Raw genomic sequence first — 22,385 nt, forward strand, 5'->3', positions numbered from 1 at the left:
TCGAACAGCGGAGGTAAGCGCAATGCAGTATGGACTTGGCCTGTATACCGGGCAGGTACCGCCGGGTGAGGACATCACCTTTCGGGACGAGTACGCCCGGATCATCGAGCAGGCGAAGCTGGCCGAAGCGGTCGGTCTCGATTCGATCTGGCTGAGCGAACATCACGGGGCGGCCGACGGCTACCTGCCCTCGGTGCTGCCTCTCGCGTCGGCGATCCTCGCCTGCACCACCCGGCTGGTCGTGGGGACCGCGGTCCTCCTCGCGCCCTTCCACGACCCGCTCCGCCTCGCCGAGGACGTCGCGGTCCTCGACCAGATGTCCGGCGGGCGTTTCATCCTTGGCATGGGAACGGGATGGCGGCGCAGCGAGTTCCGGGCCTTCGGCGCCAACCCGGCCACTCGGGGCCGGGCGCTCGAGGAGACCGTCGAGGTCCTGCGGCGCGCGTGGCAGGGTGAGCGATTCACCTTCGACGGGCGGGTGCACCAGATCGGCAGCGCGATCGTCCGACCACAGCCGTTCACCCCGGGCGGCCCGCCCATATGGTTGGGAGGCACCGGCCCGCGGGCACTCGCCCGCGCCGGGCGACTGGGCGACGGCTACTTCGGGGTGTGCGCTCCCTTCGACGCCATCATGTCGACCTATTCCCGCGTGCTCGAATCGGCACCCGACGAGCGACGGAACTCATTTTCGTTCGGTCAACTGCGATCGGGATTCATCGCCGACGATCCGGAACTCGGCTGGAAGATCGCCGGGAAAGGGATGACCTACACCCAGGATGTGCACGCCCGCTGGGCCGCCGAGGAGGCCGGTGATCCGGTCGCGCCGGATGCCAACCTCACACCGGAAGGGGCCGTGCGTCAGTACAATCTCATCGGCACCGTAGACGAGGTCACCGACGCCCTGCGGCCCTACGAACAGCGCTTCGCCGGCCGAACCGACTCGCACCTGTGCTTCCGCCTCTATCACCCCTACATGCCGCACGACGCGGTGCTCGACGCCATCCAGACGTTCGGTAGGCTAACCGTGCCCGGCCTGCGTGCCACGGCGGAAGGCCAACCGCCGCCGCGGTAAGCGTGGGCCACGCCTACCTGCCGGAGGGGAAAGACGATGCCACCCAAGCGCTCCGCCGAGCGGCACGCCGAAGTTCTGGACGCCGCCATCGAGCTGATCCGCCAGAAAGGCATCGACGGCACCAGCCTGCAGGACATCGCCGACGCCGTCGGCATCAAGAAAGGCAGCCTGAACACCTATTTCGCTTCCAAGGAAGAGCTGGTCGAGCTGATCCAGGCGCGCTTCACCGAGGTCGCGGATCACGAGCTCGTCAAGATTGCCGAGCGCAGCGACCTGGCGCCGGATCAGCGGCTTCGCGAGCTGCTCTACTTCCACGCCGAGCACTGCACCCTGCGTATATCGTCCCCCGTGCTGGTCGGCTTCATGCAGCTGTGGACCTCGCCATCCTCGCCGGACGGTCGTCATCAGCCCGCGGTGGTGCGTGAGTATCAGCGGACCTTCGTTGAGGTCGTCGCGGAGTGCTCACGCAAGCGCATCTTCCGTAAGGTCGATCCGGAGCTCACGGTGAACGGGCTCATGGGCAGCATGAGCTGGTGTGCATTCTGGTACCACGAGGACCAGCACGGACCGCTGCGGCCGCTGGTCGACAAGATTATCGACATGGCCTTCGACGGACTACGCACTCGACCGCGGGCTTCCGGCGGAGCGAAGGAGCGGGCGGCGAACTGACGCCCGCTCCTTCCCGCGCACTGCCTGTCAGCGCTTGGACAGCCGGGCCCCGGCGTCGAGGCGGATGACCTCTCCGTTGAGCATTTCGTTGGCGACGATCGCGCACGCGAGCTCGGCGAATTCTGCCGGCTTGCCCAGGCGCGGCGGGTAGGCGACCGACGAGGTCAGTTGATCCTGCAACGCCGCGGGCAGGTCCGTGGTCAGCGTGGTCTCGAACGCTCCGGGTGCGATTGTGGCGCACCGGATCCCGTACTGTGCCAGTTCCCTCGCCGCCGGCAGTGTCATGCCGATGACACCTGATTTGGACGCGGCGTAGGCCAGTTGACCCTGTTGCCCCTCGTATGCGGCGATGCTCGCGGTGGTGACGATTACGCCACTCTCACCGCCATCGGGACGTTCGTTCATGCTCATTCGCCATGCCGCCGCGCGCAGGACGTGGAACGTGCCGAGTAGGTTCACCTCGATCACAGCTGCGAACCGAGCGGGATCGACCGGTCCGTCCTTGCCGATCAGGCGGAATCCGCCGGCGATTCCCGCGCAGTGCACGACGATGTCCACCCGGCCGAACGCCGATACCGCCGCGTCGAAGGCCGCGTCGACCTCGGCGGCCGAGCCGACGTCCGCGGTGAGCGGAAGCCAGGTGTCGGTGGCCTCGCCCCGCGGGGCCGTCAGGTCGAGAGCCGCGACTCGGGCGCCGCGCTGTGACAGCAGGTGCGCGGTGGCTAGGCCCAACCCCGCACCGGCGCCGGTGACCACGGCTACTGCTCCGGAAATCTGCATTGTTACCTCCTGTGTGTGATCGGACCCGCCTTCACGGTGTGGTGCGGGCCACGAATAAATGTCGATGTGATCCGGGTCTTGCTTTCCTCCACGAGACCGCGTTACCCTTCCGAGTGACAGGATAACAGTTCAGCCCCCTGGATGCAGCCAGCTCTTCGCCCGAAGGGCTTGGCCCCGAGGCTGATTCAGCCCGCCCAACTGTGAGGCGTGGACGAGTGGAGGATCCGCATGCTGTCGCATGAAGACAACGAACTCCTGACCCGAGTAGAGGGTGCAGCGCCGATGGGCGCGTACCTCCGCGAGTACTGGACGCCCGCGGTCCGCTCGGAGCGGTTGGTCGCCGACGGCGCGCCCGTGCAGGTGAGACTGTTCGGTGAGAATTTCGTGGCCTTCCGAGCCACGAATGGACAAGTGGGCTTTCTGGACGAGGCGTGTCCGCACCGAGGGGCCTCGCTGGCACTGGCCCGAAACGAGGACTGCGCCCTGCGGTGCATCTATCACGGCTGGAAGATCGACGTCACGGGCACGGTCGTGGAGGTGCCGTCCGAGCCCGCGGAGCGCCTGGCGGACATGGCCGACAAGATTGCGGTCGGCAAGTACCCCGCACGCGAGGCCGGCGGGGTGGTCTGGGTGTATCTCGGAGCGCACGACGATCCGCCGCCGTTTCCCCGGTTCCCGTTCGTCGATGTCCCCGCGGATCACGTCCGCGCCCTGGCAGCGGAGACGAATTGCAACTGGCTGCAGGCGGTGGAGGGCACGCTGGACTCCTCGCACGTGTCGATCCTTCACCAGTCGTGGTTGGGTCAGAGCAGCGGCAGCCTGGGCGAGACGGCGGAAGACTCGGCGCCGCGCTACGAATCCGATGACACCGGCTACGGCATCCGCTTCGCCGCCATCCGACACGCGGGCGCGGACCGGATGCACGTGCGGGTCACCGAATTCGTCATGCCGTGGACGGCGTACATCCCGACCGGAGACGAGGACCGGATCGCGATCATCGGGACACCGATCGACGACGAACACTCGCGGCAATGGTTCATCCGGTGGAATGATGACCATCCGCTCACCGAGGACACCGATACCCACTTCTGGTACCGCGACCTGACGGGAGCGCCGGACGACTTCGCCGAGCTGGTCCGCGGCAAGCAGAGCTGGGGTCAAGACCGGGCCCTCATGGCCGCGGGGCACTTCTCCGGCTTCACCAACCTGGTCCTCGAGGACGTCGCGATCCAGGAGAGCCAGGGCCCGATTGTCGACCGCAGCCGGGAGAAGCTGGGCACCAGCGACATCGCGGTAGTCAAGACCCGCCGAATGCTGCTGAACTCCGTTCGCACACATGAGAAGAACGCGGAGGTGTTCGGGCAGGCAGATCCGCTCGACCGCCCGGGCACCGCCGGTGTCGCGATGACTCTCGACACCGGTGACGACTGGCGCACCGCGGCGACCGGTGAGGCGCGCTATGTCTAGCGCCACCGGTGTCGACTTCGCGGACTGGCAGGCGATCCGCGAGCTGACCGCAACCTACAACCGGTGCTTCGACAACTCAGATGCGACCGAGTGGGCCGGAACCTTCCTGCAATCGGGGCGCCTGGAAGTCGCGGGCGAAGGCGTCACTTACACCGGGCACACCGAGCTCGCTCAGTTCTGCCGGTCCCGTGGATGGGGCATCCTGCACATGACCCTCGATCCCGAGGTGACCGTCGACGGCGATCGCGCCGAGCAACGCTGCAACCTGCTGATGTTCCGCCGCTACCCGACCCAGGAACAGCCCACACTCATGGCGACCGGTCGCTACACGGACAACCTGGTCCGCACCCCCGACGGATGGCGCTTCGGCCTCAGGGTCGTTCAGTTGGACACGCGCCTCGGGGCGAGTAAGGAGCAGTCGCGATGAGATCTGACACTCGTGGCATTGACGTGAGAGCGGGCGAAGCCGACTCAGTGGCCGACGTCGTGGTGTTCGGCTCCGGCGCAGCGGGTCTCGCAGCTGCGGTAACCGCCGCCGCGGCAGGATGCACCGTGCAGCTATTCGAGAAGGCCGGCACCGTGGGTGGGACGACCGCGAAATCGGGTGGCGTCTACTGGATTCCCGGTAACCACCTGATGGACGAACGCGGCATCGACGATCCCGAGGACCGTGCCATTCGATACATGGCCCGAGTCAGTGCCCCCGACCGCTACCGCCCCGACGATGCCCTGCTCGGGCTGACTAAATGGGAACACGACCTCATCAGCGGCTACTACGGGCTCGCATCCGAAGCGGTCGAGTTCCTCGGCGGCATCGGCGCGTTGCGCTCCACGATCGAGATGGCACTGCGGTTCCCGGACTACCACATGGGCCTGCCGGAACAGGGCGGGGTGTATGGCCGGGCCCTGTGCCCCGCCGACGACGAGGGCCGGCCGACCGGTGGTGCCGATCTTGTCGCGCAGTTGACCGCGGCCGCGCGGCGGCTGGGCGTCCGGGTCGCGACGCGTCAGGCGTTCACCGACCTGCTCGTCGACGGCGGTCGGGTGGTCGGTGCGGTCGTCCGCGATCTCGAGAACGCCCGTGACCGCGAGGTCCGGGCACGACTCGGTGTGGTGCTCGCGGTCGGGGGCTTCACCCACGACCCGAGGCGCAGGGAACAGCACCTGCCCGCGCGGGTCTGGGGCGGGTGCGCAGCCCCGGCGAATACCGGTGACGCGCTCGGCGCCCTCGACTCCCTCGGGATCCCGCTGCACAACATGGAGTGTGCATGGTGGGACCAGGTCGCGATCGAGCACACTCACCAGGGCTCCACCGAGACGCGAGCCGGAATGTGGGTGGCCCCAGGCGATTCGTCGCTGATCGTGGATCTCGCGGGGCACCGCGTCGGTAACGAGAAGCTGTTCTACAGTGATCGGGCCAAAATCCACCTCGGTGAAGGTGCACCGGAGCTGTTGGTGCTGCTCTTCGACAGCCGAACCGAGCAACTGTTCTCCACCGAACAGTTCGCCTACCCGCTCGCGCTGCCGGGGGAATCCACCTCGCACCTCGTCTCGGGCGATAGCTGGGAACAGTTGTGCGCGGGGCTCGACAGCCGATTGCACTCACTACGATCCGTGACCGGTGGCGCGCGATTGAGAAGTGACTTCCGATCAAACCTCGCAGCGACCATCGCGCGGTTCAACGACTTGGCGGCCGCGGGCGTCGATGCAGACCACGGTCGTGGTGTAGAGCCGATCGAAAGGTTCTTCACCGGTGAACCGCGTGCCGGGGGTGGACCCAACCCGGTGATGGCGCCCCTGCACGAGGCGGGGCCGTACCACGCGGTGCTGATCGGGCTCGGGACCCTTGACACCAAGGGCGGGCCGCGCACCACGACCACCGGCCAGGTGCTCGACGAAAACAGTGACCCGGTTCCCGGCCTGTACGCGGTGGGAAACTGCGCCGCATCGCCGTCCAACGACGGTTACTGGGCGGCCGGCGCGACCATCGGCCCGGCCCTGGCGTTCGGATACGGCGCCGGCAGGCACCTCACGACGCAACGCCCCATCGGAACATATGCACACGAGCAGGGAGTGACATCGTGACCTTCGTCATCGGGGCCCCGTGCGTGGACGTCATGGACCGATCCTGCCTGCAGGAATGCCCGGTCGACTGCATATATGAGGGCGAACGCAAGCTGTACATCAACCCCGCCGAATGCATCGACTGCGGTGCCTGCGAGCCGGCCTGCCCGGTGGAGGCGATCGCCTCCGACCGGGACGACGACGAGGACTTCGAACCTTTCGTCGCCGACGCAATCGAGTTCTTCCAGACCGTGCTACCAGGCCGCGACGAACCCATCGGCTCTCCCGGCGGGGCCCGGAGTCTTGGACCCGTTGCAGCGGACAGCAGCTACGTCCGCGCGATGCCGCGAGCCGGCTCCGACCACTGACCGCAACACCGACCTCGAGCGAACACGAAACAAGGAGACACGACATGACCAAGGTGACAGTCGTCAGCGCGCACGGCATGGACTGGGTATGGCGCACGGGCGGAACAATTCTCAAGTACGTGCAGGCCGGGGCGGACGTGACCGTCGTGTGCCTGTCGATGGGGGAGCGAGGTGAGTCCGCGTCGGCGTGGGCTGAGCCCGGCCAGACGGCCGAGAAGGTCCGAGCGCTCCGCCTGGGAGAGGCGGAGAAGGCCGCGGCCGTGGCCGGTGTGGAACTACGCACCTATGACTGGGGCGACTACCCGATGGTCATCGACGACGATCGCCGCCTCGAAATGGTTCGGCTGCTCCGCGAACTTCGACCCGATGTCGTACTCACCCACGGCCGACGAGACCCCAACAACCCCGATCACGTCGCGACGGCCGACCTGGTCGAGGCTGCCGCGATCTGGTCACGTGCACACGGACGCCTGCCGGAGCTCCCCCGTTTCGTTGTCGGCCAAATCCACGGCTATGAACCGGAATTCCCCGAGTTCTGCGATTTCAAGCCGGACACCTACATCGACATCAGCGACGTCGCCGAGCAGAAGCTCGAGATGATGCGCTGCTCGCAGGTGCAGGAGTTCATGATCGACGTCTACGAGCAGCGGGCCCGGTACCGGGCGATCATGGCCGGGCTGCTACTGGGCAGGCAGGTCACCCACGCGGAGGCATTCGAAAGCTTCCTGCCCGCGGCCGGGGACCTGTTCCGATGACCAACCATCTGATCAGCCCGTCCATTCTCGACCACGTGGACCGGCGCGCGGGCCCGCTGTCGGCGGAGTTCGCCGATCTTGGGGTCGCGACCGTCCACGAGTCGCAGGGGCGCAGTGGGCTCATGGATCCGGCGATCAAGCCGCTGGTGGAGGGGTCCCGGGTCGCCGGCCCCGCCGTCACGTGCCTGAACCAGCCCGGTGACAACCTGATGCTGTTGGCCGCTTTGGACCTGTGCCAGGAGGGGGACGTGCTGGTCGTCGCCAATCTGGCGCCGTCGACGGCCGGGATGGTCGGCGAGATCATCGCGAGCATCCTGATTGCTCGCGGGGCGGCCGGGCTCGTCGTGGACGCCGGGATTCGCGATGTCCGCGAGCTGCGCCGGCTGCCGCTGCCGGTGTGGGCGAAAACGATCTCTGCCACCGGCACCACCAAGGGCGGCCCGGGCTGGGTGAACACCCCCGTCGTGGCCGGCGGCACCACGGTGCGGCCGGGCGATGTGGTCGTCGCCGACGACGACGGTGTCGTGGTCGTTCCTCTCGAATCGGCCGAGGAGGTCCTCGAGCGTGGCCGCGCCAGGGTCGAACGAGAGGCGCTGCTGCTCGAGGACATTGCCGCCGGCCGATGGCCGGGTCTCTCGCCCGAGTTACGGGATCAGCTGCGCATACTCGGTGTCCACCGGGTGCCCGGGCCGCAGTAGATCGCTTCTGTTCGTTCGTCCAATCGAGAGGTTTCCCATGCGTCTGTGTTCCTTCCTGTCCGAAGGTGTGCCCCACGTCGGTGTGGTTCGCGTCGATGATTCGGTCATCGACGTGACCAGGTTGGCGGAACTGCGCAGCGATGACCTGCCGCGCACGATGGCCGGATGGGTCGAACTCGGCATCGACGGGATCGACATGCTCGGACAGATCTGCGCCCGGGACGGATCGGACCATGTCGCCGGCGATGTCGGCGCGCTCACACTGGTCGCCCCGATGGGCCGCCTTCCGCGAAACGTCATCTGCGTCGGAGTCAACTACCGCGAGCACATCGAGGAGTCCGAGCGTGCCGTCGGCGAGATCGACGTGCCCGACGCGCCGGTGTATTTCACCAAGGACGTGCGCAGCGTCTGCGGCCCCTTCGACGCCATCGCCTGGGACGAGCGGGTGAGCACGCAGCTGGACTGGGAGGTCGAGTTGGCGGTGATCATCGGACGAGCCGGTCGCAACATTGCAGTGCCAGATGCGTTGAATCACGTCTTCGGGTACGCGGTGCTCAACGACGTCAGCGCCCGGGATGTGCAGCTGTCGCGGAATCAGTGGTGGAAGGGCAAGAGCATCGAAGGGTCGTCACCGTTCGGACCGTTCATCGTCACCCGAGACGAGATCCCCGATCCTCAGGATCTCGAGCTGAGGTGCTGGGTGGACGGCGTCGAGAAGCAGCGGTCCCGGACCAACCTGATGATTCACGACGTCGCCACGCTCATCTCGGACCTGAGCAGGACGTTGACACTCGAACCCGGGGACGTCATCAGCACCGGCACCCCGGCCGGGGTCGGCCTGGCCAGCACACCCCAGCAGTGGCTACGCCCCGGATCCCTTCTGGAAAGCGAGATCACGGGGCTCGGCCGCCAGAACAACCGCATCATCGACACTGGAGCATGAGGACACATGGCAAACCTTGTAGGAGTTTACGGTACTTCCCACAGCCCCGCGCTGATCGCACCGGTCTCCGACTGGCCCGCGCTCGAGCCGAACATCCCGCGTCCGTCTCTGGATCATCTGGTCGGCAACGTGCGCGACCATTGGGACGAGCACCAGGCGCGCTTCGACAGCGCGACACAGCAACTACGCGCCTCGATCCTGGCGGCGGAGCCCGATGTGCTGCTCATCGTGGGTAGTGATCAGGGCGAGAACTTCGGTCCGCGATCCGCGCCGGTGTTCGAGATGTTCCTCGCCGACCATCTCGACGCCAGCGCCGCCAACCGGCGAGACGAGGGCCCCGACCAGTTCCGGGTGTCCATGCCGATCGCCCGCGACCTCGGCCTGGGTATTCTGAAGAACCTGTGTGACAACGGGTTCGATGTGGCACACACATCGGAGACCTCGGACGACTACGGTATCGGACACGCGGTCACTTGGCCGATGCGGTTCCTCGACCTCGCCGAATCCGGGCTCGCGCTGTTGCCCATCGTGACCAACGTGTGGAACCCGCCCAATGTGCCGAGCGTGCGCCGGTGTGTGGCATTCGGCCAGGCGCTGCGCGCGGCGATCAACGCCGACCCGTCGCCGGCGAGGGTCGCGGTACTGGCCTCGGGTGGCCTGAGCCACCTGGTGCTGGACGAGGAATTGGACTCGCGAGTGCTGGCTGCCATGCAATCGAGTGACCTCGAGACCTGGCGCAAGATCGAGGACGACGAACTCCGCCTGGCCCACGAGAAACACGGCCTGCCGCTGCGCCTCAACGGAACGGCGGAGATCACCGACTGGATCATCGCCGACGCCTGCGCCGACACCCCCGCGGAGATCATCGACTACGTACCGGCCTATCGCACCGAATCCGGCTACGGCGTCGGCATGTGCTTCGCTCGATGGGGCCTCCCAGCCTGATCCACATCCCCTTCAGGGCACCCGGAGAAATCATGTATGCCGCATCTCCCGACGAGGACGTCGAGCTAGCGCGGACCGTCAGACGATTCACGCAGACGGTGGTGAAGCCGCGCACGATCGAAATAGACCGCCAAAACAAGTACCCGGATGACGTCTTCAAGGCCCTGCTCGGGGCGGACCTGCTCGGACTGGCGACACCGGAAGAATTCGGCGGGTCCGGCGCCGGAACCGGGGGCCTGACGATTGCCATCGAGGAGTCGCGAAGTACTCCAACACCGTTGCCCTGATGCTGCTGCTCACCCGACTGCCTGCCCTGCCCATTCTCATCGGCGGGTCCGAGGAGCAGCAAGGCCGCGGTGCCCCTGCTGTCGATGGCGAAGCTGATGGCGGCCGAGACCGCCGTCAAAGTCTCCGGCATCGCGGTCCAACTGCTCGGCGCCCGCCGGATACATCAAGGACCACCCGGTGGAGATGTATTACCGCGATGCCAAGCAGCTGATCATCGTCGAGGGAGCAAGCCAGATCCAAAAGAATTTCCTCGCCCAGGCGGTCTTCGACCGAACCCTGTGGTGGGACTAGCCACACACCGAACTAGAAGGGAATCACCATGTCACTGAACGGATATCATGGATCGGACGAGGACATCCTCCTCTCGATCGAGGACCGGATCGCCTGGATCACGTTCAACCGGCCGGAGACGTTGAACGCGTTCGGCCCCGCCCAGTTCCACCGTCTCGCCGACCTGCTCGACGGCCTCTCGGTCAACCCCGAGGTCGGCGTGGTGGTATTGACCGGCAGCGGCCGCGCCTTCTCGGCCGGCGGGGACGTGCGGGAGTTCACGAAGAAGGGCCTGGTTGACACGGGGGTGTACGCCCTGCGAGCTATGACGTCGATTCGATCCTGCCGCAAGCCCGTGATCGCGATGGTCAACGGGATCGCAGTCGGCGGCGGCAACGAGCTGGTCATCGCCGCCGACCTGGCGATCGCCGCGCGCAGTGCGCGCCTGGGTCAGGCCGGCACGATGATCGGGGCGTGCCCCGTCCTCGGCGGGACGAACGTTCTGCCGCTGCAGATCGGCGAGAAGAGGGCGAAGCAGATCGTCTTCTTCAGCGAGAAGGTCCCGGCGCAGCAGGCGTTCGAGTGGGGGTGGGTCAACGCGGTCGTCGACGATGCCGACCTGAAGTCGACCACACGCGAATGGGCCGAGCGGCTGCTCGCGCTGCATCCCCAGGCGCTTCAGATCGCCAAGGCCGGCAGCAACGTCTGGTGGAACTACTCCTACGACACCATGGTCAACGGCCTCGACATGATCGCCATGGGGGTGCCGGCCGAATCGGTCGACGAGGGACGCGACGCGTTCATGGAGAAGCGTCCGGCCGACTACTCGAAGTGGCGCTGAGACGTGCGCCGTTCTCTGTCACAGCCGTCGATCTCACTCGCGGATTGACCTGCCATGACTGTTGACACGTCCCTCGAGGACATCGTCGCCGACGCTGGCGGGACCGAACTCCCCGCTGACGAGAGGAGTGTGTGGTGCGCAAAATCATCACGATGACGGTGACCCGAACCGAGCGAATCGGCCCACACATGGTCCGGATATTCGCGGGAGGATCCGGCTTCGACGACTTCACCCCTCATGGTTCCACCGACGCCTACGTGAAGCTGGTCTTCTTCAAACCCGGTGTCGCGTATCCGGATACGGTCGATCTCGACACCATTCGGGCCTGCTGTGCGCCCGAGGATCACCCGGTCCTGCGTACCTGCACGATCCGGTCGGTGGACGACGACAGGCGGGAGGTCGCGATCGACTTCGTCGTTCATGGTGCGGAGGGCGTAGCCGGACCATGGGCGGACACCGTCGCCGCCGGGGAGACCCTGCGGTTCATCGGCCCCGGCGGCGGATACTCGCCGAATCCCGAGGCCGACTGGCACTGCTCGTCGGCGACGAGTCCGCTCTACCGGCGATTGCCGCCGCAGTCGAGGCGCTCCCCGACGACGCGACCGCGCAGGTGTTCGTCGAGGTCGCGGGGCCGCACGACGAGGTGGACTTCGAGACCTCGGCCCGCGTGGACGTGCACTGGGTCCACCGGGGGACCCCGCCCGATCGTGCCCCCGACCACGTGGTGGGTGACCGCGCGCCGCTGATCGCCGCCGTCCGCGGCGCGCGGTGGCTGCCTGGGCAGGTCCAGGCCTCCATGCACGGCGAGGCCAGGACCGTGATGGCGAACCTGAGGCCGTACCTGCGCACGGAGCGCGCCGTCGACCCGAGGTGGCTGTCCATCTCGGGGTACTGGCGGCGCGGCCGTACCGAGGAGGGCTTCCGCGCCGAGAAGCGGGAACACGTCACGACCGAGAGGTGAGCCGGGACGGCCGGGCGCGGGTGCTGAGCGTGGCCACAACAAGGAGATGACATGACAACACACGCCGAACACAGGCCTCCGACAACGGTGCTGAACCGGATCTCGACGCTCCTCGACGCCTTCGACGGCCGCGGTCAGCTCACGCTGAACGAGGTCGCCGAGTACACCGGCCTTCCGCGCTCGTCAGCACATCGGATGCTCGTCAGCCTGGTCAAGCTGCGGTGGGTGCGTCGCGACGGGCACAGATACGAGCTCGGCGTGCGCCTGGTCGAGCTGGGTTCGCTCGCCGTGCACCAAGCCGGCCTGCACCGCGTCGCCCTCCCGAGCCTGCACGAACTGCACCGGATGACCGGGCATGTCGTACACCTCGCCGTGCTCGACGGGCCGGACATTGTGTGCCTGGAGAAGATCGGGGGGCGCGCGGCCGCCGTGATACCGACCCGCGTCGGCGGGCGGTTGCCCGCGCACTGCACGGGACTCGGCAAGGCACTCCTGAGCAATGCGCACCCGTCCCAACTGGACCGTGTCGGCGGTCCGATGCTGACGGGCAGTACCGAGAACTCGATCCCCTCGCGCGGGCGATTGCACCGAGAGATCGCCGAGATTCGAAGGTCCGGAGTCGCGTACGACCGCCAGGAGATGGTCATCGGGTACGGCTGCATCGCCGCACCCGTCCGAGTTCCCGGGGCGGGCGCCTCCGCGATCTCGGTCTGCGGGCCCGTCTCCCAGATCTGCGCCGACCCCAGGCTCGCCGACCATGTGCGGTTCACCGCGCTCGTCATCGCGCGCGCACTGACGGACGCGAGCCGCCACTCGGCCTGACGACGCCGCCACTAGGCCTGACGACGCCGCCACTCGGCCTGACCACGGCGCTACGGCGGGCGCGCGGCCGCTCGTTTCCGGCGCGAGCGCGTGATTCTGGCCGCTAGGGATCCACCCACGTACGGTGCCAACGCGAAATCGCCGAGCGCGTCCGCCAGGAAGGTACTCGGGATCGGCGGCCACTCCGGACGCCATCGACCGCCGTTCAGCTTGCCCTGAACGGCCTCGAGGATTTGGGGCGACCTGGGGCCCGCCACCCAGGAGTCGGATGAGCCCAGGTCGAGCGCAGGTCGCGGCAGCCGGCACCAGGACGGCCTCGGGCTCCGGGGTGCGGTCCGCTGACGACAGGTAGGCAGCCAGCAGGAGCCGTCCTTGGAGCAGCGCGCGCGGTCGGTTCGAACGCCGCATGACCGGTGATCGTGCAGAAGAGCGTCGCGCCGAGGCGGTAGACGTCCGACGCCGGCGTGGGGGATCGCCCCTTGAAGACCTCCGGGGCGGTGTACGCCGGTGATCCGATGACCGCCGGTGGAGGCCTCGAAGCCGCCCGCGATGCGGGCGATGCCGAAGTCCGTCAGTTGCGGGTCGCCGTAGTCCGTGAGCAGGATGTTCGCCGGCTTCATGTCGCGGTGGAGGGTGCCGAGTCGGTGCGCAGTCTCGAGCGCGCCGGCCACCTTCACCCCGAGGCGGAGGGCTTCGCCCCACGCGAACGGGCCCGACCGGCGGATTCGCACCTCCAGGGAGTCGTGTTCGTGATACTCCATCACGATGTACGGCCGCCCGGTCGGGGCGGCGCCGACCTGGAGGATGTGGACGATGTTCGGGTGCCCGGACCCGCGGCCCATCGCGCGCTGTTCGCGAAGGAACCGTTCGAGGTTCTCCGGGTCCGGATCGGAGGCGAGGTCCTTGATCGCGACGGTGCGATCGAGGGAGATCTGCCGGCAGCGGTAGACGACGTCGAAGCCGCCGCGGCCGATCTCCTCCGCCCTCTCGAACCCGGCGGCGGCCAACTCCGCCGCGGATGCTCGGCGTCAGATCATGTTGTGTCGCAGACGGATCGGATTCGATCATCGACGGCTCTCAATCGCGCACATTGTGATTGAGTCATCAGACGAGCGCCGAAAGGGGGCTCGCGGGATCGTCGCCGGCCAGGAGAGCCGAGATACCGGGTATCCGGTTCTGTTGCCGGGCGCGCGAGTGGTGTGGCGGCCGGTCGGCGGGGTTCTGCTTTCAGATCGATGATGCGTTCAGCTCTGTGGGATTTCACGGAATCAACCATTGACCTTCCGATCGGAAGGCTTTACTGTCTACGTAACGCCCAATGTGGCACACGACACAATCACCGGCTTCTGGCCGCCCATCCCAATTCTGGGGGAGCAATGGACATCAGCAACAGCAACTACGACAACCGTTACGTCGCCACTCTTGATGATCCTGAGGAGTTTCACAGCGACATGCGGGCCAAGTGTCCCGTCCAGCACAGCGAAAACCACGGCGGCTTCTGGGCGCTGACTCGTTATGAGGAGGTCGAGGCGGCGACTCGGGACACGGCACGGTTCTCGTCCCTCCCCACCATCACATTGCCATCGGTCGGTGCGCCGCGGCCGTTCATTCCCATGGAGTCGGACCCGCCGGAGCACTCGAAGTATCGGTCGCTGCTCAATGTCGTGTTCAGCGCGCGCAGGATCGCCGAGCTCGAGGGTGAGATCCGCAAGCACGCCGTGGAACTGATCGAACGGTTCGCCGCGGCGGGCGAGGCGAATCTGGCGCGGGACCTGGCCTTCCCGCTGACCTCACGGGTGATCACCTGGCTGCTCGGAATTCCCGACGAGGACGTATCCCGTTTCAGTGCTTGGTCGCTGGGATTGGTCTCGGTCACCTCACCGGAGGAAGGGATGGCGTTGCAGATGGAAATCCGCGACTACTACGTTCGGCTGATTGCGGACCGCCGGGAGAACCCGACCAAAGACCTCGCCAGCCACCTGCTCGCGTCGACCATCGACGACCGTCCGGTCACCGAGGAGGAGGCGCTCGACATCTACCTGTCCCTGACCGGGGCGGGCGGCGAAACAACCGCCGCTGCGGCCAACCACATCTTCACCCTGATCGACCGTCACCCCGATCTGCGGTCGCAGCTGCAGGCGCGGCCCGAGTTGCTGCCCACCGCGATCGAAGAGTTCCTGCGCTACGTCACACCGGTCCCGGGCTTCGCCCGCACGACCACCTGTGAGGTCGAGGTAGCAGGGACAGTGATCCCGGAGGGCGAGCGGGTGTGGATGTCCTGGCTCTCGGCAAACCATGACGACGCCGCCTTCGAGGAACCAGCCATGATCGTCCTGGACCGAAAGCCGAACCGGCACCTCGCGTTCGGTGCGGGTGTGCACCGCTGCCCGGGAGCGCCGCTGGCCCGGCTCGAGCTCTCCATCATGGTCGACGAGGTCCTCCGCAGGATCCCGGACTACCGAGTGGTCGACCCGGCCGCGGTGCGGATATCGGAGGGGCAGACGCGAGTCATCGGCTCACTTCCGATTGTCTTCACCCCTCAACAGTAAACGAACACAGCGTTATTCGGACGCTTCCCACACATCACACCACGTGCAGGAGATACACATGAGAGCTGCAGTCAGCCGCGGAGTCGGTCAGATCGAGATCGAGGAGCTGCCGGAGCCCAGCCCACAGGCGGGCGAGGTGAGGGTCCGCCTGGTGAGTTCGGGGATCTGCCACACCGATGTCTCGGTGCTGGCCGGACACCTGCCCTCGCCGCGACCGATCGTCCTCGGACACGAAGGCGCAGGTGTTATCGACGAGCTCGGTCCGGGGGTAGACGGCCTCACCGTCGGCGATCACGTGATCTGCTCGATCATCACCTCCTGCCACGCGTGCTTCCAGTGCCTGCGCGGAGAGTACGCACTCTGCGAACGCGCGGTCGGCTTTTCAGGAGCAATGCTTGATGGCACCACCAGACTCCGGTCCGGTGATGACGACGTGCACACCCTCTTTTGTCAGGGTTCCTTCGCCGAATACGCGGTCGTGCCGGCATCGGCGACGGTAAAGGTTCGACAAGACGCGCCGCTCGACAAGCTTGCTGGGCTCGGGTGTGCCTGGTCGACAGGTTTGGGGGCAGCCATCGTCCGCGCGGAGGTCAGACCGGGAAGCAGTGTTGTCGTGATCGGCGCCGGTGGTGTCGGACTCGCGGCAATGATGGGTGCTCGGGCGATGGGGGCCACGTCGGTGATTGCGGTCGACATCGCCGCCCGCAAGCTCGACCGTGCCGTGGATCTGGGCCTGGCATCGCACACGATTACGGCATCCGGATCGGACGCGGTGGACGCGATCCGTGACCTCACCGGCGGCAGGGGCGCCGACTACGGGTTCGACGCGGTGGGGGCACAGGGCACCCTGGAGACCGCGCTGCAGTCCGTCCGTCCCGGTGGACTGGCGGTTGCGATCGGCGTGATGGACGCATCGGTGACCGCCACCTTCGACCTGTTCGGGTTCCTGATGCAAAAGCGGCTGACCGGTACCTACGCCGGGTCGATCCTCCCGCAGCGGGACATACCCGCCTTCGTCGACCTCTACATGGACGGCCGGCTGCCGCTGGATTCGGTCATCGACGCCACCTTCGCACTGGACGAGGTCCCCAAGGCCCTCGACCAGTTGGCCGCGAACGAAATCACCAAGGGAGTGGTGCTGCTGTGAGCGCACTGGATATGCAGATGTATGTCGACGGCCGGTGGCATGCGGGAAGTGACGGCGAGCGGATCCCGGTCATCAATCCGGCACGGACAAGTGAGATCGTCGGGTCGATACCGGACGGAACCGCAATCGACATCGATGTCGCGGTAACCGCCGCGAAGCGGGCCCAACTCGAGTGGGCGCGCCTTCCCCTCGCCGAGCGGGCGGCGATGGTAGCCGAGGCCGGCGCACAGCTGGCGGCGACCGACCCCTCGGCTCCGGAGACGCTGACCCGGGAGATGGGCAAGATTCTCGCGGAGTCGGTGATGGACTTCCAGTCCCCACCCTGGGCGTGGTCGCACTACCTCAACGATCTCGACGCGCTGGACCGTGTCCTCACCGACCGCCGATGCGATGACACCGGCCGACTCGAGGTCCGCCGCCGTCCGGTCGGCGTCGTCGGGGCGATCGTCCCCTGGAACTGGCCGATCACACTGCTGGGCGTCAAGCTCGGCCCGGCATTGCTCGCGGGCAACACGATCGTCGCCGTACCCTCCCCGTTCGCGTCACTGGGCGTGCTCAAGGCCATCGAGGCGATCGGCGCAGTGCTGCCCCCCGGCGTCGTCAACGTCGTCACCGGCACCGGCGAGCGCGTCGGTGCCGCGCTGAGCGCGCATCCCGACGTCGCAATGATCGCCTTCACCGGCGGACTCGAGGCAGGTCGAGCGGTCGCCCAGGCCCTCGGATCACGTTTGCGCAGAGGCGTGTTCGAACTGGGCGGCAACGATCCCGCCGTACTGCTCGACGACGTGAAGGTCGACGACGACCTGATCCGCACATTGGTGGCCGCGTTCACCGTGACCTCCGGTCAGGTCTGCTTCGCGGTGAAGCGGCTGTATGTACACGACAGCCTGCTCGAGGAGGTCACCGCCAAGCTCGGTGATGCCCTGCAGGACGTGGTCGTCGGCGACGGACTCGATCCCGAGGTGACGATGGGTCCCTTGGCCAACGAGCGCCAGTTCAAGCGGTTCACCGCGATGCTCGCGGAGGCCGAAGCCTCCGGTGCGAAGGTGCAGTCATTCGGCCGCGCGAGGGACCAGGGTTCGTGGAGCGGCGGGTACTTCCACCTGCCCTCCTTGGTCACGCAGGTGCGCGCCGAGGAGCGAATCGTCGCCGACGAGCAGTTCGGACCCGCCCTACCGATCGTAGGCTTCCACTCTGACAGTGAGGCCATCTCTCTCGTCAACGGGACACCGTACGGGTTGACCTCCAGCATCTGGACCACCGACCCGAGCCGAGCCTGGGCAATGGCCGGACACATCGACGCGGGCGTCACGTTCATCAACAAACACGGCATGGCCGCATTCGACCCCGGTGCCCCCTTCGGCGGGGTGAAGGACAGCGGCTACGGCCGTGAGATGGGGACCGAAGGTCTGCTCGAGTACACCTGGACACACCAAATCAACGATCGCCAGATCCTCGGGTAGTCACGCCAGACCGGTCCGACCGCGCCGCGGGCGAGGGCGTCCACATCGTGGTGCCACGATGTGGACGCACCAGACCACGACGCCAATTTAAAAAGAGCAACGACGAACAATTGTGAACGGGATGAATTCGCATGACAAACGCTGGCCTCGACGCTGATCTGCAGCGCGTGTATGAGCTGCTTGTGCAACAGGTGACGTGGGAGGCGGAGGATGTCGTCTCGATCCGGCTGGTCGATCCGAGTGGCGCGGAGCTCCCGGCCTGGACCCCGGGTGCGCATCTGGACCTGATCCTCCCCTCGGGGAAGATGCGCCAATATTCGCTGTGCGGGGACCCCGCTGACTGCGCGGCGTACACCGTCGCGGTGCTGCGGGACCAGCACGGCCGCGGCGGATCGCGCGAGATCCACGACACCGCATTGGTGGGGCGGTCGCTGTCCGTGCGGGGACCGCGCAACCACTTCGGCCTCGTCGACGCCCCCTCCTACCTGTTCCTGGCCGGGGGAATCGGAATCACTCCGATCCTCGCCATGGCGCGCGAGGTCAGTCGCCGCGGCGTTCCCTGGACCCTGATCTACGGCGGACGCAACGAGACGTCGATGGCCTTCCTCGACGACCTGGACAAACTCGGCACGGGGAACATCGAGGTCGTCCCCCAGGACCTGCACGGGATGCTCGACCTCGATACCGTGCTCGGCCGTGCGCCAAGCGATTCCGCGATCTACTGCTGTGGGCCCGAGGGCCTGATTCGAGCGGTCGAGGAGCATGCAGCCACGCGGTTCGCGCCGGATGCTCTGCACGTGGAGCGTTTCGGTGCGTCATCGAGCACCCCACGCGGCGGCGACGCAAGCCAGACGGAAACGGGCGGCAACAGCTTCGAGGTCGAGCTGCGCCGCACCGGCACGGTGCTGACCGTGCCAACTGATCGCACGCTGATCGATGTTGTGCGCGATGCGATCCCGGACTTCCTCTCGGACTGCGAAGAGGGTTACTGCGGGGCCTGTGAAGTGCGCGTCCTCGAAGGCGAGCCGGAGCATCACGATCAGCTACTCACCGACCAGGAGCGCGCGTGCGGTGACCGGATGATCGTCTGCGTGGGGCGTTCGAAGTCTCCGCGACTGGTTCTCGACCTCTAGTACCCGCGCCCGAAGTCTTCTCGCGATCAACGGACTTCGAGGACGAGGCACCAGCCGGCATCACCAAACAGATTGGACTCTCAGGGTGGAACCCATCACCTTCCCCGACGTCGCAGTCCCCCTGCGGGCGGCCGATGCCTTCCGCTACGACGCCACCGCCACCGCCCCTGCCCACTCGCGGGTACGCCCGCTCGATCAGTTGATCGCAGACGAGGTCGTCTCGGGTGCCTCGATCCACTTCCCGTGGCTCTCCACGCGCGCCTATGCCGCACTGTTCGAGGTGATCCGGCAAGCCCGCTCCGGCCGCCTCCGCGGGCTGACGGTCATCTCCGCGTCGCTGCGCGCGGAGGTCGGGCTGCTAGTCGCCTCGGGCGGCGTGGACAAGCTCATCACCTCGTTCGCCGCGACCACCTATCCGGCGGTGCGCCCCAACCCTATTCTTGCCCAGGCGATGAAGGACGGATCGCTTGCCGTTGAGGAATGGTCCATCCTGGCACTGATCCAGCGGGTCCTCGCCGGCGCGCTCGGGTGGCCATTCGTGCCGGCAGGGACGATGGACGGAACGGACCTGCCAGCCGGCGCGTGGGACGGCGGTACGACCCGAATCGTGGATCCGTTCGACGGCACGGAATGCTCGGTCATGCCGGCGTTGCGCCCGGACGTGTCGCTGATCCACTGCCCGGTCGCCGACTGGGAGGGCAACGGCATCCTGTTCCCGCCGTTCGCGGAGGACGTCCACACCGTCTACGCCTCTCGCAGGGGCGTGATCCTCACCGCCGACCACATCGTGTCCCCGCCGGACCTGCGCCGCTGGGCCGGGCACGTGCGGGTACCCGCGGCCCGCGTGCTCGGTGTCGCCCACATACCGTTCGGCGCACACCCGGCGGCGTCACCGGTCCCGGTCCGGGTGGAGGGGGTCGCGGGCTACGGGGAGGACTATCAGTTCCTCACCGAACTGGGGCGTCTGCGGACGAGGGAGGACGCGGAGGTGTTCAGTCGCCGCTGGATCGACGAACCCGCACGCGGGGCGTACCTGAGCGGGCTGGGCCGTGAGCGGATCGAGCACCTCCTCGCGATGGACCTGGACGAGTCCTGGAAGATCGACGAACTTGACGCCGAACCGGAGTCACCCCGGGCCGGGTCGGTGACCCTGGGCGAGCGCCTGGCGGTCTCGGGAGCCCGCGCGATGGGGCAGATGACCCAGGCGTCGGGTGTTCGGACGGTGGTCGCCGGAGCGGGACTCTCACACCTCGCCGCGGCTCTCGGAAGGGCCACCCTGCTCGACAGCGAGCGCGTCGTGGACCTCGTCTTCGAGAGTGGGGTTCTCGGTTACGTGCCCAGACCCCATGACGCCACGCTCTCCAACACCCGGAACCTGCCCACCGCCCGCCACCTCAGCAGCACTCTCGAGGTGCTCGGCATGCTGCTGCCGTCGACGGTCGACACGACGATCGCCGTGCTCTCGGCGGGCGTCCTCGACAGCAGAGGCAACGCGAACAGCAACCGGACCCCGTCCGGCGACTTTCTGGTCGGTGGCGGGGGCAGCACCGATATCGCATCACGCGTCCCGACGATCGCCGTCGTGGCCGCCGACCGGCGAAAGTTCGTAGACGCTGCGGAGTTCGTGAGCTACCACGGCGCGAAGCTCGCCGTCATCGCGACGGACATCGGTCACCTCAGGAAACAGGACGATGTTTACGTTCTCGCTGCCTGGTTTACCGACATGGCGGCGGGACCCGACGACGCGCTCGCGCGCATCCGGGAGGCAACCGGGTGGGACGTCCAGCTCGCCGAAGACGTTCGTCCGTTGGCTGCACCGACCCCCGAGGAACTCGACTACCTCAGGGCGATCGACCCGGACGGCAATTTACTCGGGCGACGGCCCACACCGGACCTCTCGGGAGCTGCGAAATGAACGCTGAAGACAGGCAACTCATCCAGTTCGCCGCGAACTGGGCGCCATTCGGCGGTGCGCCTCCGGGGGAGATCTTCGTGACTTTCGGTATGTCCGTCGACAGGTACCAGAGCCGGCTCGACCATATCCTCCACACGCGCGAGGGTGACTGGTTCGCCGATCGCGTCATGAAGGACGGGGGTGCCCGCGTGAATCCGGAAACACTGGGGTTGGCTGAATATCCACTACGCCACCTCCGGTTGGGGTAGTGACGAGTTCCCCGGGTACACAAGATTACTGGACTCGAAGGGTCCCAGCCGGTGATGTGCTGTCGTTGATTTGGGTGTCAGGGCTGGGTGAGCTCTGGTGGGATCTGTGTCCAGAGGGTGCGGTATCGGTGGGGTGTGCGGGCGTTGTGGGCGACGCGAATCCAGCGTGTGTTCTCCGGTGACCGGCGGAATCGCAGCGATCGTGGTGGAGTGGTCGTCGGGGTTCTGTGGTGCCAGTGCAGGGTGGTGAGGAGCACCGGTTGGGGGAAGATCACTCGGACACCGAAAACCACGCCCTGCCCCGATCCAGGTCGACGCACTCGCAGTCGACTTTACCGCTCGCACGGATGGAAGATTCAGGACCGCCGCGGGCTCTCCGATACCCGCCGTCGAGAACCGTCGATCACAACTTCACCCGAACCGACGTCGACGCCACCACAATTACTCGACATCGACATCGCACAGTCGGGGACTGTCGCGCCACTGAGTGTGGATTTGCTGCACCTGGTCCCCGCCGACGGCACCGTGCCGGCCGACTGCTCCGGCGGCGTTCCGATCGCGGAGGTGTTCGTACAGTTCGGGTCGCTACTGGACCTGTCGGTGCTTATGCTCGATCCCGGAGTTTCGCCGAGCGAAGAGGTGCATCACTATGGCCCGAAATAGCGGCAACCGGCAGGTTATTGGGCCAGAGTTGACGGTCGGTGTCCGGGGTGCTGTCCGCCGGAGCACCGAGGCCGACGTTACCGGTGCGATCATCGAGGACTACGCGGCACTGACCGACTGCGGCGGTCGCGGCACGAGTGGGCACCGGTGCATCGGTGGGCGATCGTGCTCGACGATGGGCGACTGGTCTTCGCCGACACCGAAGACCTGACCATCGATCCGAGTTCCCACCGTTCCACCCCGGACCAGGAGCGCGATCGGCCGTGCGCAATTCCGGCCGACATCGGGAAGAGTGATCGGCGGCCGAGCACGCCGCCCGCGGAG

Annotated in this window: 22 protein-coding genes and 2 pseudogenes; 22 read left to right on the forward strand and 2 right to left on the reverse strand. The window is 66.9% G+C overall.

Annotated elements, in window-relative coordinates:
* Window positions 1–22 precede the first annotated feature (22 nt).
* Both L1080_RS36660 and L1080_RS36665 read left to right on the forward strand, forming a co-directional pair.
* The gene (locus L1080_RS36660) at window positions 23–1,072 is read left to right on the forward strand and encodes an LLM class flavin-dependent oxidoreductase (protein ID WP_250773774.1); all 1,050 of its coding nucleotides are present in this window, start codon (window positions 23–25) and stop codon (window positions 1,070–1,072) included.
* A 36-nt stretch (window positions 1,073–1,108) separates the two neighbouring features.
* The gene (locus L1080_RS36665; protein ID WP_250773776.1) at window positions 1,109–1,741 is read left to right on the forward strand and encodes a TetR/AcrR family transcriptional regulator; all 633 of its coding nucleotides are present in this window, start codon (window positions 1,109–1,111) and stop codon (window positions 1,739–1,741) included.
* 27 nt (window positions 1,742–1,768) lie between these two features.
* Here L1080_RS36665 and L1080_RS36670 read toward each other — a convergent pair whose 3' ends face one another.
* Window positions 1,769–2,521, reverse strand: a complete 753-nt coding sequence (locus L1080_RS36670) for an SDR family NAD(P)-dependent oxidoreductase (protein WP_250773778.1) — start codon at window positions 2,519–2,521, stop codon at window positions 1,769–1,771.
* 228 nt (window positions 2,522–2,749) lie between these two features.
* Here L1080_RS36670 and L1080_RS36675 point away from each other — a divergent pair, with 228 nt between their 5' ends.
* The 13 genes and pseudogenes from L1080_RS36675 to L1080_RS36735 all read left to right on the forward strand — a co-directional run bounded on the left by L1080_RS36675 (window position 2,750) and on the right by L1080_RS36735 (window position 12,943).
* On the forward strand, window positions 2,750–3,988 hold the full coding sequence (locus L1080_RS36675; RefSeq protein WP_250773780.1) for a Rieske 2Fe-2S domain-containing protein: 1,239 nt from the start codon (window positions 2,750–2,752) through the stop codon (window positions 3,986–3,988).
* A complete protein-coding gene (locus L1080_RS36680) occupies window positions 3,981–4,415 on the forward strand; it encodes a nuclear transport factor 2 family protein (RefSeq protein ID WP_250773782.1) in 435 nt (144 codons plus the stop codon). The genes L1080_RS36675 and L1080_RS36680 overlap by 8 nt, the downstream gene beginning before the upstream one ends.
* On the forward strand, window positions 4,412–6,073 hold the full coding sequence (locus tag L1080_RS36685) for an FAD-dependent oxidoreductase (RefSeq protein ID WP_250773784.1): 1,662 nt from the start codon (window positions 4,412–4,414) through the stop codon (window positions 6,071–6,073). Before L1080_RS36680 ends, L1080_RS36685 begins: the two co-directional genes overlap by 4 nt.
* Entirely contained in the window at window positions 6,070–6,420 is a 351-nt protein-coding gene (fdxA, locus tag L1080_RS36690; protein ID WP_250773786.1) for a ferredoxin, read from the forward strand. The genes L1080_RS36685 and fdxA overlap by 4 nt, the downstream gene beginning before the upstream one ends.
* Before the next feature lie 44 nt (window positions 6,421–6,464).
* The gene (locus L1080_RS36695; RefSeq protein WP_250773788.1) at window positions 6,465–7,175 is read left to right on the forward strand and encodes a PIG-L deacetylase family protein; all 711 of its coding nucleotides are present in this window, start codon (window positions 6,465–6,467) and stop codon (window positions 7,173–7,175) included.
* Window positions 7,172–7,873, forward strand: a complete 702-nt coding sequence (locus tag L1080_RS36700; protein WP_208963874.1) for a 4-carboxy-4-hydroxy-2-oxoadipate aldolase/oxaloacetate decarboxylase — start codon at window positions 7,172–7,174, stop codon at window positions 7,871–7,873. The genes L1080_RS36695 and L1080_RS36700 overlap by 4 nt, the downstream gene beginning before the upstream one ends.
* A gap of 37 nt (window positions 7,874–7,910) precedes the next feature.
* Window positions 7,911–8,816: a fumarylacetoacetate hydrolase family protein gene (locus L1080_RS36705; protein WP_250773790.1), complete on the forward strand. Its 906-nt coding sequence runs from the start codon at window positions 7,911–7,913 to the stop codon at window positions 8,814–8,816.
* A 6-nt stretch (window positions 8,817–8,822) separates the two neighbouring features.
* Window positions 8,823–9,761, forward strand: coding sequence for a DODA-type extradiol aromatic ring-opening family dioxygenase (locus L1080_RS36710; protein WP_250773792.1), 939 nt, complete (start codon window positions 8,823–8,825; stop codon window positions 9,759–9,761).
* A gap of 32 nt (window positions 9,762–9,793) precedes the next feature.
* A complete protein-coding gene (locus L1080_RS36715; protein WP_250773794.1) occupies window positions 9,794–10,048 on the forward strand; it encodes an acyl-CoA dehydrogenase family protein in 255 nt (84 codons plus the stop codon).
* A 163-nt stretch (window positions 10,049–10,211) separates the two neighbouring features.
* Window positions 10,212–10,340, forward strand: a complete 129-nt coding sequence (locus L1080_RS36720) for an acyl-CoA dehydrogenase family protein (protein ID WP_280123338.1) — start codon at window positions 10,212–10,214, stop codon at window positions 10,338–10,340.
* Window positions 10,341–10,368: 28 nt separating this feature from the next.
* Window positions 10,369–11,160 (forward strand): enoyl-CoA hydratase/isomerase family protein, encoded by a 792-nt coding sequence (locus L1080_RS36725; protein WP_147437036.1) that lies wholly within the window; start codon window positions 10,369–10,371, stop codon window positions 11,158–11,160.
* A 131-nt stretch (window positions 11,161–11,291) separates the two neighbouring features.
* Window positions 11,292–12,121: pseudogene (locus L1080_RS36730) on the forward strand (siderophore-interacting protein).
* A gap of 51 nt (window positions 12,122–12,172) precedes the next feature.
* Window positions 12,173–12,943 (forward strand): IclR family transcriptional regulator, encoded by a 771-nt coding sequence (locus L1080_RS36735; protein ID WP_250773796.1) that lies wholly within the window; start codon window positions 12,173–12,175, stop codon window positions 12,941–12,943.
* Between the two features lie 316 nt (window positions 12,944–13,259).
* Here L1080_RS36735 and L1080_RS36740 read toward each other — a convergent pair.
* Window positions 13,260–14,011 (reverse strand): annotated as a pseudogene (locus L1080_RS36740) (serine/threonine-protein kinase); the annotation flags it as partial.
* 308 nt (window positions 14,012–14,319) lie between these two features.
* Here L1080_RS36740 and L1080_RS36745 point away from each other — a divergent pair.
* From L1080_RS36745 to L1080_RS36775, 7 genes are all read left to right on the forward strand, one after another.
* Window positions 14,320–15,492: a cytochrome P450 gene (locus L1080_RS36745; protein WP_250773798.1), complete on the forward strand. Its 1,173-nt coding sequence runs from the start codon at window positions 14,320–14,322 to the stop codon at window positions 15,490–15,492.
* A 58-nt stretch (window positions 15,493–15,550) separates the two neighbouring features.
* A complete protein-coding gene (locus tag L1080_RS36750) occupies window positions 15,551–16,639 on the forward strand; it encodes a zinc-binding dehydrogenase (protein WP_250773800.1) in 1,089 nt (362 codons plus the stop codon).
* Window positions 16,636–18,102 (forward strand): aldehyde dehydrogenase family protein, encoded by a 1,467-nt coding sequence (locus tag L1080_RS36755; RefSeq protein ID WP_250773808.1) that lies wholly within the window; start codon window positions 16,636–16,638, stop codon window positions 18,100–18,102. The genes L1080_RS36750 and L1080_RS36755 overlap by 4 nt, the downstream gene beginning before the upstream one ends.
* Before the next feature lie 131 nt (window positions 18,103–18,233).
* The gene (locus L1080_RS36760) at window positions 18,234–19,235 is read left to right on the forward strand and encodes a PDR/VanB family oxidoreductase (RefSeq protein WP_250773810.1); all 1,002 of its coding nucleotides are present in this window, start codon (window positions 18,234–18,236) and stop codon (window positions 19,233–19,235) included.
* Between the two features lie 85 nt (window positions 19,236–19,320).
* Window positions 19,321–21,150, forward strand: coding sequence for a CoA-transferase (locus tag L1080_RS36765; RefSeq protein WP_250773812.1), 1,830 nt, complete (start codon window positions 19,321–19,323; stop codon window positions 21,148–21,150).
* Complete coding sequence (locus tag L1080_RS36770; RefSeq protein WP_250773814.1) at window positions 21,147–21,398, forward strand: hypothetical protein; 252 nt, start codon at window positions 21,147–21,149, stop codon at window positions 21,396–21,398. Before L1080_RS36765 ends, L1080_RS36770 begins: the two co-directional genes overlap by 4 nt.
* A 649-nt stretch (window positions 21,399–22,047) precedes the next feature.
* The gene (locus L1080_RS36775; protein ID WP_250773816.1) at window positions 22,048–22,272 is read left to right on the forward strand and encodes a hypothetical protein; all 225 of its coding nucleotides are present in this window, start codon (window positions 22,048–22,050) and stop codon (window positions 22,270–22,272) included.
* Window positions 22,273–22,385: the final 113 nt, after the last annotated feature.

The organism is Rhodococcus sp. MSC1_016 (genome assembly GCF_023667485.2).
GTDB lineage: Bacteria > Actinomycetota > Actinomycetes > Mycobacteriales > Mycobacteriaceae > Rhodococcus_F > Rhodococcus_F oxybenzonivorans.